Raw genomic sequence first — 13,554 nt, forward strand, 5'->3', positions numbered from 1 at the left:
AAGGGATTGGGGCATGGCTCTCTCCCTGACGGGCAAGAGCACGTACCTCTTACTGTCGGCTGCGTCCGAAGCGCTGGCGGCCGATGTGGGAAGCATAGGCTTCAAACGTGCGGTTGGCAAAATCTTACAGGTCACTGCCTGCCCTTTCGGGTATCCGAGGGAAGCGGATGGTTCGAAGCCGCCCCACGGTCAAACCGCTGAGTGCTCTGACGGTTTTGAAGGCCCATCCCCGACACACCGCTTGGGGCAATGCATCGGGGGCAGGGAAGATGGTCAGTCGGCGAAGGCTGTGCCGGTCTTCCGGGCCGCTGCTATGGCTTGGGCATGCCAGTGGAAGACGTGCCATTCGCCCTTGGCCGCAGCCCTGCGGAGCGCCGGGTAATCAACCTCGTCGACGTGTTTGAGGTACGTCGCCAGCGTCAGCCCATGCTGCCGAAGCACATTGCGGTCCAGGTGCTGGCTGAACGCAGCCTCAACCTCCTCGATCCCGAAGGCCTTCCCCGGTCTCCATTTCTCGGTCGCGACATAGGCGTCAACGATGAATTGCTGTTGAGGTTCGCCGTGCGTCTCCTAAAGCGATCAAAGCTCTGGTCGGCTGCCCCTGGGTCCTGTGGTGAAAGAGAAAGGGGCGCACGGGGTCGACGCGCGTTGCTTCTCTCACGGTTGGGCTCCGAAATTTCTACCAAACATTCCCGACCTACATTAGAGTTCCCTTATGGTATCCCTGCGGTACGACGCCAGGCAGGAATCGAACGAGACCTGGACGGTGTTCGACTTGTTCACCGGGCTTCCGGCTGTGTTCGATGGCTACCCAGCCATCGATCTCGACATGGAGTATGCCGACGATCTGGTAGATATCCTGAACGCTATCGATTTGAAATGCAGGGTCGCCCGAGGTGATCTCTGATTGGAACCATAATGTCCTGAACGAGTTTGACGCTACGGGTGGAGTAGTTCCCAATCATGGCCGACCACTATCGATCAGGGCAGATGTCGGCCGCGAACGCTGTTCGGCAGATGATTGCGTCCGATGAAACCCGTCATTACCTTCACAAAGTGTTAGATTTGAAGGTCGAGGTGCACCTTCCGGGCGCCATCGGGGCACTCCTTGCTGTGCTTGATCAGAAAGGACGAGACGAACCGTCCGACCCCCCTGATTAAATCTCGGATGCGAGCCATCACTTGGTACAATCCGAACATTGATTTCTTCGTCTCGTGACCCATAAGATGACCGGCTGGGTTCTCCCACGTGGGAGGGTGCGATGAAATCTCAAGCGGTCCTGAAGCCCGTGACCACCGCAAAGGAGCTGGTCGAGGCGGCGATCCATTTCATCCCGGTCGGGAGCATCGTCTCAGTCCGAGACATCGTTGCTGCAGTCCGCAAAGCTGACCCCGATCTACAAGTGACCGACTGTGAATTGGTCGAGACCATCATGGACCGAGCCACGCTCCATGGGCAATTCGTGTGTTTCGATCTCAGACAAGTCTGATGAGCCTTCACTGGTTCGACCCTCCGGTCCCTATCAGCGGCAAGAGCGCCGGTACGACCTACAACGTCAACAACGTCGAGGCTGCCTCCGCGCATCTTTTCAAGTGGACCAAACGTGGCCCTAAGTGGAAGGTTGCGACGGACGTTTGCAGGGCCGCTCTGGGTGATCGAGCAACACCTCAGGAGGCCCGGCGGTGCTTCAGGCTCGCTGCCATAGACGCGCCGCCTCCGCGGCGCGTAAGCCCACCGCATAGGTGGTCATCAGAGCGACCCGGTTCCTCGTCCCCTTCACGGCCTGCAGAAAGCCGACCACCTCATCGGCGCTCAGCACGATCGGCAACTTGCGCGGCGTCCGGGCGTAAGCGATCCGCTCAGGCAGATCAGATCGACCCAGCGTCACGCCGTAGAAGAAACGCAAGGCGCAAACGGTCTGGTTCAACGCACCCCACGAGACCCTTCGGCCCACCAAGTGGGCCTGATAGGCGCGCACCTCTTCGTATCCCAGTTGATCGGGTGATCGTCCAAAAAATCGACTGAACTTCGCCACGTGATGCACGTAGGATCGCTGGGTCTCCGGTGACAAATTGCGGATCGTCAGATCTTCAATCATCCGCTGACGCAGAGGGCTTATCTGGGCCATCTGGGGTTCTCCTGTCTGGAAGGTTGGCTCAACACCAAATCTTCTCAGACGGGGGCCTCCTCAGGCCAGACCCGCGCATCAGCTACCGCGGCAGCGTTTAGTTCAATCAGATTTGCAAGCCTAAGGGAATCCTCGGCGATTCAGCCTCAATTCATTCCGCTCTAAGAAGCCACAGAGGGCGACACGAGCGGTTTCGACCAGGCAGTGCTCGTGGCGTTCCGCTGCGCCGATGATGAGCGTTGCTCCCGAAGGCAACACTCAGCCCGTTCGGCTCGACGGGTTTAACTTGCGCTGCAGGCAGCGGCGAACGCCTGTCCGAGCATGCACATCGTCACGTCGGGATGATGATAGCGGAGGAACGCTGCCTATGGGGATCGCGTCAAATCACCAGTACATACATCGGCTATTTGAGGTTCGCCTCAAGCTCTTCATTCCCAAAAGAATTGTCTCCCAGGTGCGGCTCGATATCCGAAGCCTGGCGATCCTGTCCCACAGGCTTGCCTTCACGTCCGCACCCGGAGGGATTGCTCCAGCCTATCGGCGATCTGTGTGACGACATAGGCGATCACCATGTAGATCACGACGGCAATCACGAAGGCTTCGAGGTAGTAGAAGTTCAACGCTGCGGTCAGCTGGGACTGCGCGAATATATCGACGACCTCGATGGCGAACCCAAGCGAGAGCGCCTTCATGATGACCATCATCGAGGTGGTCAGGTCGGGAATTGCCGTGAGGGCCACCTGGGGAAACAGCACCCGTCGAAACAGTTGGCCTTTCGTATAGCCCAGCGAATAGGCCGCGTCGGACTGACCCGTGTCAAATGCGTTGAGGGCTCCTTTGATGATCTCCGCCTGGAACGCGGCGACACAGCCGGTTATCGCAATGACAAGGATAACCCAGTTGGGCGTTTCGTGGGCGTTGAAGTCTATGCCGACCAATGAAAACAGAAACTGGAGCGCTGGGGGAAGACCAAAATAGGCGAGGAAAATAACGATCACCATCGGGACGCCCTTGAACACGACCTTATAGGTCACGACAAGCTCCCGCAGTAGCGGGATCCGCCTATATTCGACGAGGGCAAAAAGGCTGCCGACGATCGTCGACAGGACGAAAATCGTGAACGCCATGGCAAGCGTTACGGGTACGGCGCCCAGAATTTCCTGCGAGTCTTGGAGCAAAATGTCGGTATCAAACATTGTCGAATACCCTCGTTCCGTTCAGGCGCTCGCGATGAGCGCGTTCTTGATCTGAGCTTTTGCCGTTGCCTCTGGTGCCTGCATGGGGGAGCGAAGCTCGAAGAAGCGCACGATGAGCCAGACAATCAGGCACATCACCGAATAGATGACGGCCAGCACGAGGTACGTTTCGAACTGGTACTGATTATAGTCGCGCTCCATGATCAAATGCGCAGTCGCCATGACGTCCGCCGCCCCGATGTACATCACCAGCGCAACGTTATGGATCAGGTAGATGACGGAGTTCCCGTAGCCGGGCAATGCAAAGTGCACCGCTTGCGGGCCGACAACGCGAGTGATTTTCTGGCGGAAGGTATATCCAAGACTGTCGGCCGCATCATGCTGGCCGCGATCGACGGCCAGGTATGCAGGTCGCAGGACTTCCGACAGGTAGCCGCCGTGGTAAAAGCTTAATGCCACCATCGCGGCGATCGTCGGCGAGAAAAAATCTTCGGAGCCGAACAGAACCACCAACAAGGGAAGCCCGTAGAACGCGACGAACAATTGCAGGACGACAGGAACACTGCGGGCATAGGATACGTAGAGGTCCGCCAGGTGGCTGATACCTGGCACCCTGTGAACCCGCAGAGTTGTCGCGAGGAGAGCCAGGCAGAACCCAGCAATGAGGGCCGTAAACGTGATGGCGAGCGTCAGCGGCAATGCCGAGAGCAACTCGGGAACCATAGCAGAAACATCCACTTTGACACGCTCCTTCTTGCGATTCAGCCTTGCCGCTGACGATATTTACTCAGATCACATCATTTCATATACTTGACGATGTCTTCGCCAAACCACTTCTGCGAGAGCTTGTCGATCGTGCCGTCGTCCTTCAGTCCTTTGAGCACCTTGTTGACGTCGTCGGCCAGGACCTTGTTTTCATCCGACTTGTGAATCAGCATGTACGTATTGTTGCTGTAAACGGGATCTGAGGCGACAATATCGAGCTTCTTATTGTCGATGACGGCCTGTTCACCGAGATTAGACGGCAGAACCAATGCGTCGAACTTGCCGTTTTGAACTTCGTCCAGGCGGTTCGGATAAGGGATGCCCGCGCTCGATGCCGTGACATCGAGTTTGTATTGCGGGTTCTCTTTCTGCCAATTCATGATGAACTTGTAGGTTCCACCGCCGGCCGTGGTCGGAACGATCCTCTTGCCGACCAGGTCTTTCATTTCCTTGATGCCGCTGTTTTTCTTGCTGTAGATTTTCATCAGACTGGCCCCCATCGGGTTTTCCGGAATGATGAATTGCTTGGCGCGCTCGGGCGACTTGTAGTAGCCGCCGACCGCGATGTCGTACTTCCCGGTGGCAAGGCCGGTTTCCTGCGCGATGTCCGAGACGCCTTCCATTTCGAACTTGTACTGCGGCAGCTTTGCGTTGATCGCTTTGAGGAGTTCGGGCTCATATCCCTGTGGTTCAACGCCGATCGCCCCCCATGCCAGCGGCTTGGATTCTGCGGACGTCGCGATCTTGATCGTCCGGACGCCCTCGCCAAAGCTGGACCCCGCACTTACGAGGGCGATTGCCATGCCGCCCACTACTGCTAGAGCGAGGCGACGGGAAGAACTGAATTTGATTGCAGACATTTCTTATGTTCCCTTCTTATTGGAGTGAGTGTTCAGAACTGAGAAACTGGGCAAGCCTTGGGCTGGGCGGTGAATCGAAGATTTCAGCTGGGCTGCCATCGGCGGCAACGACGCCCCGATCCATGAAAACGATGCGGTTAGAGATGCTTTTTGCGAATTGCATCTCGTGGGTCACAAGGAGCGAAGTGATGCCAGACGACGTGACGTCTCTAATCACCTTCAGAACTTCGCCAACAAGTTCAGGATCCAGCGATGACGTCGGCTCGTCGAAGAGCATCACATCCGGCCGAACCGCCAGCGCACGTGCGATACCTGTACGCTGAAGCTGGCCGCCCGAGAGCTGGGATGGATAGCTGTCTCGCTTGGAGGAGAGGCCGACCCGGTCGAGCTCTCTGAGCGCGATTTCCTGAGCCTCTTCCTTGGATTTGCGCTGCACCACGACGAGCGGATCCATGACGTTCTGAATGACCGTCATGTTCTTGAAGACGTTGAACTGCTGAAAGACCATTGCTGTCCGCAATCGGATCGCCTGGACAGCATTCTTGTCGGCTCGCTGATAGTCCATCTGGATCTGATCGAACGCGATGGTCCCGGATGAGGGCCTGGCCAGATAGTTGATGCACTTCAGCAGCGTGGTCTTACCGGTGCCGCTAGGGCCGATGATCGACACCACATCTCCGCGTTTCACCGAAAGATTGACGCCGTTCAGGACCTGGGTGGTTCCATAGGACAGTCTTATGTCTTTGAGTTCGAGCATTTCTGATTGGTGTCCTTCATTTTCTAGAGGAGGGACAAACAGCCAGAACAGCTGGATGATTGCGGAGCAGCCAAGAATTCATCTGCATTGGTTCCCTCTTATCCTTATGAGCCACCAGTTCAGCTGGCTCTGATTGGAGACGCCTAGGCGCGGTGATGGTACGCAATGTCATTTCCCGCTCTCCGCATGGCCGAGAACGTGCATCAGCCGGTTTGCCCAGCCGAAGATCGATATGGCGTGGATAAGGTCGATGATCTCGGCATCATTCATGCCGACGGATCGCAGCGAGACGATATCGTCTGCCGTCGCTTCCGACGGCGCCGCCGACAGGCGGCGGGCAAAGCTGTAGATTGCCGCATCGCGCGGCCCCAGTCTTTCGGGTTTGTCGAGGTACAGCGCGGTGACCACATCGTCGCTCTTGGTCAACTCCGCATGCCTGCGGGCGTGAACAACGGCACAGAATTTGCAGCCGTTGACCATCGAGGCGCCCAACGCGCCAAGTTCGCGATCGGGACGGGCCAGCCCGCCCTCGACGTACATGATCGCGTTGAACAGAACCGTGCGGGCAAGATAGCTTTCCGGATCATGCACGAGGGTCCGCACATATTCGGAAACTTTCTTGGCCGACGGCGTAACCTTCATCGCATCGAGCTGTTCCGGCGTGGCCTCGGATAACTCCACCGGCGCGATGTATGGCTGCCAGTTCAGCGGCTTCAGCCGCACCGAGGAAATCATGCCGACCTCATCAATCGCAAGCCGGTCGCGACCCGTGTCTGGAAGTTGACAAAAGCGATTAGCTCGGAGAGCGCAACGATCTGGGGATTGTTCAATCCGGCTTGGGCGAGCAGGGCAATGTGGCTCGCTTCTGCCTTTTTCGGCGTCAGGGTGATCAGGTCAACATGTCGGGCGATGGTCGCCAAGGGTTCATTCAAATCCGTTTCCCCCCGGGCCAAGGCCAGAAGCTGCTCCGTGGGACCAAGCTGAGCCAGTTGCACATCATATTCGGCCACCAGGACCGGATCGGCGTTCAGGGCGGCCATGCGACGGGCAAGAGCAACACGCAAATTCGGCGCCAGCCCCTGATCGGTTGCCGGGTGCAGCACCGAGAGGCGACATTCTTCTGCCCCTCGCACGAATTCGGGCCGAAACCGCCTTGTGGCGAAAAGGGTATCATCCGGTGAAAGGCCGGCAGCCTTGTCCATCGCGTCGATCACCACGCGGCCTCCTTCTGCAGCAAGGGAGTTGAATCGACCCATTCGTCGCCCAGAAGTTCGGGCGTGTCGTAGGCGATCAGATTGGCGAAGTGGGTTTCGACATCCTCGGCAAACAGCGATGCGGCAATGCCGCGGACGAGACGGTCGGCCCCGGCGCTGACGGCCGGGATGTCGCCGGAGACCTTGCCATGGGTCAGCATCGCGGCGTCGTTGAAGCAGTGGATATGCGCCAGCATCGGGCAGGAGCCGGGGACGCGTTCGCGAAACTCGAACGCCGGACCGAGATCCGGCGCGTCCGACATGCCTGCACGAGCAGGCCCCATATCCGGCCTGTAACGGCCATCAGACCACGTGCGGATATGTGGGGCGATCGCCGCGAATTCCGGGCGGCCGCTGAAATCATTTGAAAAGCCGGTTGCCGCGATCAGGAAGTCGTAGCGCATCGGCCCCTGCGTGGTTTCCACCAGCAGGGTCCCTGCCTCCTCCTTCACCGCAACTATGCCGCAGTCGAGAAGGAACCGAGCGTTCGAATGGCGAGACACGCGGAGTGTCGATGACCGGGGCGGCGGTGTCTGGGTCGAGGCGGTATAATCGAAGAATTTCCACTTCCAGACGTCGGGCAGGTGATGCATGCCGAGTACAACACCCGGACTGCCAATGCCGGTCAGCTTGTTGATGCGCGGCATTTCCTTGCGCCGGATCAACATGTCGACAGAGCCGGCTCCCGCCTCGAGTGCCGTTGCGGCATTGTCCATGGACGAAGCACCAGCGCCGATCACCGCCACACGCTTGCCTTTCAGCGCATCGAAATCGATGTCGTCGGCAGAATGGGCCCAATAGGCGCGATCGATGCCGCTGAGGAAATCGGGCACGGCAAAACCGCCCAACCCGGACCGACCAGTGGCCAGAACGAGACGACGGGTGAGGACCCGCCCAGTTTCCGAGCCTTCGATATCGATCGCAATCAGATCTCCCACGGCTGCCAGTCCGGTCATGCGCACGCTGTTGCGCACCGGCAGACCGAGAACCTTGCGGTACCAGACCAGGTAGTCCATCCACTGGCCCTTGGGGATTTTGTCCAGCGACCGCCAGGCCTCAACGCCCCATTGCGCCGTGAACCAGGCCCGGAACGTCAATTGCGGCAGGCCGAGCGACGGACCGTGCAGTGTTTTCGGCGACCGAAGCGTCTGCATACGGGCAAACGTTAGCCATGGTCCCTCGAGCCCGGCCGGAGCCGTATCATAGGCCACGACATTGGTTATCCCGGTCAGGACCAGCTTTGCCGTGGCAGCAAGTCCGCACATGCCGGCGCCGATCACCACGACATCACGGACCGGCACGCCATCGTGCGAACTTGCGGGGACCCATGGCTTGGCGGGCAGTTCGAGAAAGTCGAGATCCTGCACGAGCTGTGCTTCGAGCGCAGCAAGACCTGTCGGCGTTGGCGCGGCGGGGGTATGCTTCATATTCCTGTTCCGTGATTTGTGCCGGATGCAGGATCGCTCACCAATTGGCCAGCGAGGATCGGATCGAGTTTCTTGAAGCCGACGATCGACCGTTCAGCCACCGCCTCGACCGCGTCCATCAACGCCTGCGCGACTGGACGAAGCGGACGTTTTTCGGCAGCGATAACGCCCCAATAAAAGAGAACGGTTGCGTCGATCGGGCGGATGACCACATCGGGCAGGGCGACGCCATAAGCGGTGAGGGGATCGATGACGGCCGCCGCACCAGTCTGACGCACGATCTGTAACGCGCCATATGCAGTATTCGTCCGGATCACTGGCCCTGTATCGATGCCCCTGGCCGCCAAAGCCTTGGAGACATGCAACTGGAAACGCAGGGGGTTGAGCAGTGTGGCGACGCGGCGACCGGCAAAGGCGGAAAGCGGTATGACGTCAAGTTCAGCCAGCGGATCGTCCTCCCGCACGGCAGCAACATCAGGCGCCGAATAGAGCCGCAGGACATCCAGACCGGGCGTATCGAGCGGCAGGCTCGAAAACCCGATCTCGGCACGTCCGCTGCGTACCTCCTGGGCGACGATCGAGGGGAGAAACTGCCCGAGATGCGTCTCGTGCGGAAGTTCGACACCTTTGAGTTCGGCCATGGCCGCCGGGATCAAGCCAGTACCGATCGCGGAGGTGGTAACAATCTGCAGGATTCGCCCCCGGCCGGCGGCGATCATCTTGGCCCGCGCGGCAAGCTCGGTGAAGGACATCAGCAAACGCCGCGCCTCCTCCTCGAAGGCCACACCCTCCTCGGATAACTGCACCCGGCGACCGACACGGTGCAGCAATTCGAAGCCGAGTTCCGCCTCAAGGTCCTGAATGGTGCGTGTCACCGAAGGCTGGGAACACCCGAGCATCTCGGCAGCCTTGGTGATGCTGCCGTTGGCGGCAACGGCAAGAAAGGCCTGGAGATCTCGTGTTTCCATTTACGCCTACATGCGCATTGTGTATGAGTACGATCGTCTCATGCAGATTTGATATATGTCAAGGCGGAAATGAAACATGGTCGGAGACGCCTCGGTGATTCGCCGTACGGTCGGAACGATTCGCTAGCCCACAGGGCGTCGTCGGCCGTCTCGGCCATTTGGGCTCGGCGCGTTCCAGCTGAATTCCATGGATGACGATTTGATGGGTAGCGAGGCTCAAGGAAGGGATGGCTTTCGATCGAGTTGTGCCTGCGTGCCGGCCGTCATGCAACGGCGTTCGCCCCGCTGCGATCCATAAAGACTGGAACAGGAGAAATCCTATGCGCGTGAGTATTCTGGGGGCCGGCGCAATTGCTTACGGCCTTGCTGCCTACCTGGCGGAGGCGGGGCACGATCCAATGCTTTGGTCGCCGTCGGGAGAGCGCACCAAGGCACTGGCCACCGGCGAATCGCTAAAGGCCACGGGCGCTATCGAGGCAACGGTGTCGGTGCGTATCGCCAAGGATTGTAAAGAGGCTATTGCCACTGCAGACGTTGTGATGATCGCACTGCCGGCTAATGGGCACAAGAAAGTGATGGATGCTGCCGCTCCCTATCTGAGGGAGGGAATGCCGGTAATCATCAGCTCTCACAGTTCCTTCGGAGCGCTGTATCTCTCCAGGCAATTGGCGGACTTCAAGGTTCGCCTGCCGATCGTCGTCTGGGGCACAACGTTGGTAACCGGCCGTCAGTCCGGACCAACAGAAGTCCACGTTGCCAGCGTTCGCCAGAAGGTCGATGTTGCAACGCTCCCGTTCGACGCGATGGACCAAGGGTTCCGACTTTGCACGACCCTGTTTGGAGATCGTTTCGTCAAGCGCGACGGTTTGCTTGCGATTGCGCTCAGCAACCTCAATCCCCAGAACCATCTCGGGATCGCTCTTCTCAATCTCACGCGCATGGAAAAGGCCGAGCAATGGAGCCAGGCTGGAAACGTCACGCCGGCCGTCGGCCGCTTTATCGAGGCTCTGGATGCCGAGCGGTTGGCGATCGCCGCCCGTTTTGGAATTGCCGTGCGCACGGTTGAAGAGCATTTTTCATTGTCGTTTCACGTCCCTATGGCCACCGTTTCGGAAATGAACCAGGAGATGGATCGCCAAGGCCGCGGCGGCTTCGGCCCGTCAACTATCGAAAGCCGCTATGTTCTGGAGGACGTTCCTTTCGGGCTGCTGCCGACGGTACTTTTGGGGAGGATCAGTGGAAATCCAGCGATTCTCCATGAATCTGGAACCAACATATTCTCGGCCGCTTATGGTCGCGATCTCAAGGCAGACAATGATATCCTTCCTGCACTCGGCATCGAAGAAATTGGAAAAGTGGATCTGGAGAACCTTTGCCGTAAGGGTTTTTAGCGGACCCTTCACAGATGACCAGCAGGCAATCGGCTGCCAGCGACACCTCCGGTGGCGCGTCAATCAACCCGCTCTCATCTCTGATCAATCCGCTCTGGTGTTGCGGAAGCCGACGGATCGGCTTCCGCAACAATATCGGCGGCGCGCAGGGCTAGATCACGCGCTTGATGTCGATGTAGTTCCCTTCTGTCGTGATCGTCAGCGTTACTTCTCTGTCACCGCGATTCCGCCAGAACCAACCGTGATTTCCGTCGAAGGCGGCTTCAATGGCACCTTCGTCAGCTGGAACGCTGCGACCTTTTTCGTAGCTGACGGACTGACCGCCGCCATCGCCGTGCGTCTCGAAGTTCACCACGCCACCGTCAGCTGTCCAGGAAAAGTTTGCCTTGGCGCCCTGCCGCATCACGAGCTTGACTTCGGCACCTTGGCCTGGCGCCAACGTGAAGGATAGCTCGTCTTGCCTTCCATCTGGGCGGATCGGGGCTTCCGAGGTTGCTTCGGCGACAGGCGCTGCAGCAATGGCCGGAGCCTCGGCAGGAGCACTCTCTCCAACCGTCACATTATCTTGGGCAACGGCCTCCCCAGTTGGGGATGGCTGCGACGCGGGCTGTTCGGCGGTAAGGGCAATGAGGAGGTTTTCAATTCGGTCCATGCGTGCCATCAACTCGGCCGGAGGGACCATTTGCGTCATCCGCTCGGCCGAAGCCTTCGCGCTGGCCATTTCGTCCTCTGCCGCCTCGGCTGCCAACTGTGTCTTGATTTCACCCATATTGGTGAGGCCGAGCAATCTGCCTGCTCCGGTTGGGTCGATCGCATACTCGGACGGCATGACGACCGTGACGAGCAAGGCAAGCGCCGTCAGCGCGGCAATCAAGGTGGAGCGCTTCAGCTGCGCTGACGTCGGCAAATCGGCGCGGCTGGGAAGGTCGGTGTTGTACATGATTTCGATTCCTTATGCTGCGACGAACAGGCCGGTGAGCTGATATCCGATCAGCAGGAAACCGGCCGTCATCATGATGACGTTTGCGGTATAGGCGTGGCGCCAGAAGCTTGGTGTCCGGCGCCAGTAGCCCATGACAATCAGGATGGCGCCGAGGGCCAAGAGCTGCCCGATCTCGACACCGACATTGAAGGCGAGCAGATTGGGCACCAGGCCGTCCGGCGAGATGTTGTATTCGATGATCTTCGTCGACAGGCCGAAACCATGGAAGAAGCCGAAGACCAGCGTCGCGACCTTGGTGTTCGGCTGGAAGCCGAGCCATCGCTGGAACGCGCCCATATTGTCGAGCGCCTTGTAGACGACCGACAGGCCGATGATCGCGTCGATGATGTAGCTGTTGATGCCGACGTTGAAGTAGACGCCAAGCAGCATGGTCGTGGAGTGGCCGAGCGCAAACAGGCTGACATAGATGCCGATATGCTTCATCCGGTAGAGGAAGAAGATCACGCCGAACAGGAACAGGATGTGGTCGTATCCGGTCAGCATGTGCTTGGCACCGAGATAGATGAAGGGCAGCACGTTGATGCCCGAGATTTCCTGGATATAGCCCTTGTCGCCCTCGGCCACGGCGTGGGCGAAGGCAGCCCCGCCCAGGAGCGGCAGGGTCATGAGAGCGATAAGCAGGGGCAGGGTGGGTCGCCAACGCGCGCGGCGCGAGCCTGACCGACCCCGGTCGAAGGGTCCTTGCATAAGATTTCCAATCTTCGTCGTTGAGGGTGGCCGCGCGAGCGGCCGCGATCATGCGGCGAGGAACGGTCTCGGCGGTCGCTCGAGCCGGAATGTCGTGCCCGGATCGACGAAAGTCGGCGGATAGTTCAGCCAGCCCCGTTCGAGCTGTGGAACGGTCGGTGCGAAGTCGGCGGGCGTACTCGCTGTCTCGTGCGAGTGGTCTGCCGCATTGTGCCCGTGAAAATGGTCCGAGCTCTGCTCGCCGGAAACGCCATCATCGTGTGCGTGGCCATAATCTTCGATCTGTGCGGCGGCTCCGCCGTGACGTTCAACCGCGGTGGCAATCGCGATCGGATCGTGTGAGGTCGAATAGCCGAAAGGACGCGGCACGCCGAACATCGTCGCTAAAGCGATGACCAGGCAAAAAACCGTGTTGTGGATCCGATTCGGCATGAACGGCGATTATTCTCTAAAATCCTAACGAATGGTTTTGCTACATCAGAATCGAGGCCTCTTTGAGACTTGCATATCCCCTCCAGGAGGATAGTATCAAGCTATGAGCGACCAATCCCACACCCACGAAACCCACCCCGATATCGTCAAGCGCCTGAAACGGGCCGATGGACATCTCAAGGGCGTCATCGAAATGATCGAGGCGGGCCGGCCCTGCCTCGACCTCGCCCAGCAACTCCATGCTGTCGAGAAGGCCATCTCGCAAGCCAAGAAGACCCTGATCCAGGATCATCTCAACCATTGCCTTGAAGACGTTGTCGGGCCGTTGGCGCGCGAGCAGCGCCGCTCGATCGAGGAGTTCAAAGACATCACCAAGTACCTGTGAGAAGCGCCATGATGGACAAAGTTCGCGATTGGTTTGGGTTTGGCCCGATGACGCATGGCATGGGGGGCCACGGACATGATCACAGTTATGGTGGCCACGGCCACACCCATGGCGTCATCGATCCGACGATCGCCACGACGACGCGCGGCATCTGGGCGATCAAATGGTCATTCGTCGTTCTGGCCATCACGGCAGCGCTCCAGCTTGTGGTTGTGCTCCTCTCCGGCAGCGTGGCGCTGCTGGCCGACACGATCCACAATGTCGGCGACGCGGTTACTGCCATTCCGCTGTGGATCGCCTT

General features: G+C 59.0%; 17 protein-coding genes and 2 pseudogenes. 7 read left to right on the forward strand and 12 right to left on the reverse strand.

The window, feature by feature from the left end; genetic code table 11:
• Positions 1 to 715 precede the first annotated feature (715 nt).
• From NKJ89_RS34570 to NKJ89_RS34585, 4 genes and pseudogenes are all read left to right on the forward strand, one after another.
• Complete coding sequence (locus NKJ89_RS34570) at positions 716 to 907, forward strand: hypothetical protein (protein WP_352608905.1); 192 nt, start codon at positions 716 to 718, stop codon at positions 905 to 907.
• A gap of 56 nt (positions 908 to 963) precedes the next feature.
• A complete protein-coding gene (locus NKJ89_RS34575) occupies positions 964 to 1,161 on the forward strand; it encodes a hypothetical protein (RefSeq protein WP_352608906.1) in 198 nt (65 codons plus the stop codon).
• Between the two features lie 101 nt (positions 1,162 to 1,262).
• A complete protein-coding gene (locus tag NKJ89_RS34580) occupies positions 1,263 to 1,490 on the forward strand; it encodes a hypothetical protein (protein ID WP_352608907.1) in 228 nt (75 codons plus the stop codon).
• Positions 1,490 to 1,645: pseudogene (locus NKJ89_RS34585) on the forward strand (DUF982 domain-containing protein); the annotation flags it as partial. The gene NKJ89_RS34580 and the pseudogene NKJ89_RS34585, both read left to right, overlap by 1 nt.
• Positions 1,646 to 1,703: 58 nt before the next feature.
• Here NKJ89_RS34585 and NKJ89_RS34590 read toward each other — a convergent pair.
• The 9 genes and pseudogenes from NKJ89_RS34590 to NKJ89_RS34630 form a co-directional block, all read right to left on the reverse strand.
• A pseudogene (locus NKJ89_RS34590) lies at positions 1,704 to 2,129 on the reverse strand (tyrosine-type recombinase/integrase); the annotation flags it as partial.
• 503 nt (positions 2,130 to 2,632) lie between these two features.
• The gene (locus NKJ89_RS34595) at positions 2,633 to 3,325 is read right to left on the reverse strand and encodes an amino acid ABC transporter permease (RefSeq protein ID WP_023762687.1); all 693 of its coding nucleotides are present in this window, start codon (positions 3,323 to 3,325) and stop codon (positions 2,633 to 2,635) included.
• A gap of 21 nt (positions 3,326 to 3,346) precedes the next feature.
• Positions 3,347 to 4,063: an amino acid ABC transporter permease gene (locus tag NKJ89_RS34600; RefSeq protein ID WP_352608908.1), complete on the reverse strand. Its 717-nt coding sequence runs from the start codon at positions 4,061 to 4,063 to the stop codon at positions 3,347 to 3,349.
• 59 nt (positions 4,064 to 4,122) lie between these two features.
• Entirely contained in the window at positions 4,123 to 4,950 is an 828-nt protein-coding gene (locus tag NKJ89_RS34605; RefSeq protein WP_352608909.1) for a transporter substrate-binding domain-containing protein, read from the reverse strand.
• A 16-nt stretch (positions 4,951 to 4,966) separates the two neighbouring features.
• Positions 4,967 to 5,707, reverse strand: a complete 741-nt coding sequence (locus tag NKJ89_RS34610; RefSeq protein ID WP_352608910.1) for an amino acid ABC transporter ATP-binding protein — start codon at positions 5,705 to 5,707, stop codon at positions 4,967 to 4,969.
• A 168-nt stretch (positions 5,708 to 5,875) separates the two neighbouring features.
• Complete coding sequence (locus NKJ89_RS34615) at positions 5,876 to 6,442, reverse strand: peroxidase-related enzyme (RefSeq protein WP_352608911.1); 567 nt, start codon at positions 6,440 to 6,442, stop codon at positions 5,876 to 5,878.
• Positions 6,439 to 6,924 carry a CMD domain-containing protein gene (locus NKJ89_RS34620; protein WP_352608912.1) on the reverse strand — a complete coding sequence of 162 codons (486 nt, stop codon included), beginning with the start codon at positions 6,922 to 6,924 and terminating at the stop codon, positions 6,439 to 6,441. The genes NKJ89_RS34615 and NKJ89_RS34620 overlap by 4 nt, the downstream gene beginning before the upstream one ends.
• Positions 6,918 to 8,387 (reverse strand): NAD(P)-binding domain-containing protein, encoded by a 1,470-nt coding sequence (locus NKJ89_RS34625; RefSeq protein WP_352608913.1) that lies wholly within the window; start codon positions 8,385 to 8,387, stop codon positions 6,918 to 6,920. The genes NKJ89_RS34620 and NKJ89_RS34625 overlap by 7 nt, the downstream gene beginning before the upstream one ends.
• Positions 8,384 to 9,355 (reverse strand): LysR family transcriptional regulator, encoded by a 972-nt coding sequence (locus tag NKJ89_RS34630; protein WP_352608914.1) that lies wholly within the window; start codon positions 9,353 to 9,355, stop codon positions 8,384 to 8,386. Before NKJ89_RS34630 ends, NKJ89_RS34625 begins: the two co-directional genes overlap by 4 nt.
• A 320-nt stretch (positions 9,356 to 9,675) precedes the next feature.
• Here NKJ89_RS34630 and NKJ89_RS34635 point away from each other — a divergent pair, with 320 nt between their 5' ends.
• Positions 9,676 to 10,746, forward strand: a complete 1,071-nt coding sequence (locus tag NKJ89_RS34635; protein WP_352608915.1) for an NAD/NADP octopine/nopaline dehydrogenase family protein — start codon at positions 9,676 to 9,678, stop codon at positions 10,744 to 10,746.
• Positions 10,747 to 10,897: 151 nt separating this feature from the next.
• Here NKJ89_RS34635 and NKJ89_RS34640 read toward each other — a convergent pair whose 3' ends face one another.
• From NKJ89_RS34640 to NKJ89_RS34650, 3 genes are read right to left on the reverse strand one after another with little or no spacing between them, the layout of a single operon-like run.
• Positions 10,898 to 11,686, reverse strand: coding sequence for a hypothetical protein (locus NKJ89_RS34640; protein ID WP_352608916.1), 789 nt, complete (start codon positions 11,684 to 11,686; stop codon positions 10,898 to 10,900).
• A 12-nt stretch (positions 11,687 to 11,698) separates the two neighbouring features.
• Complete coding sequence (locus tag NKJ89_RS34645) at positions 11,699 to 12,436, reverse strand: HupE/UreJ family protein (protein WP_502904197.1); 738 nt, start codon at positions 12,434 to 12,436, stop codon at positions 11,699 to 11,701.
• A gap of 48 nt (positions 12,437 to 12,484) precedes the next feature.
• Positions 12,485 to 12,868 (reverse strand): hypothetical protein, encoded by a 384-nt coding sequence (locus NKJ89_RS34650; RefSeq protein ID WP_352608918.1) that lies wholly within the window; start codon positions 12,866 to 12,868, stop codon positions 12,485 to 12,487.
• Between the two features lie 103 nt (positions 12,869 to 12,971).
• On the opposite strand from NKJ89_RS34650, the gene NKJ89_RS34655 reads away from it, so the two are divergent.
• Together NKJ89_RS34655 and NKJ89_RS34660 are read left to right on the forward strand one after the other, a co-directional pair.
• A complete protein-coding gene (locus tag NKJ89_RS34655) occupies positions 12,972 to 13,253 on the forward strand; it encodes a metal-sensing transcriptional repressor (protein WP_352608919.1) in 282 nt (93 codons plus the stop codon).
• A gap of 8 nt (positions 13,254 to 13,261) precedes the next feature.
• On the forward strand, positions 13,262 to 13,554 hold a 293-nt coding region (locus NKJ89_RS34660; RefSeq protein WP_352608920.1), incomplete at its 3' end, for a cation efflux transmembrane domain-containing protein.

It is taken from the genome of Mesorhizobium sp. M0047 (assembly GCF_040323315.1).
Classification (GTDB): Bacteria; Pseudomonadota; Alphaproteobacteria; order Rhizobiales; family Rhizobiaceae; genus Mesorhizobium.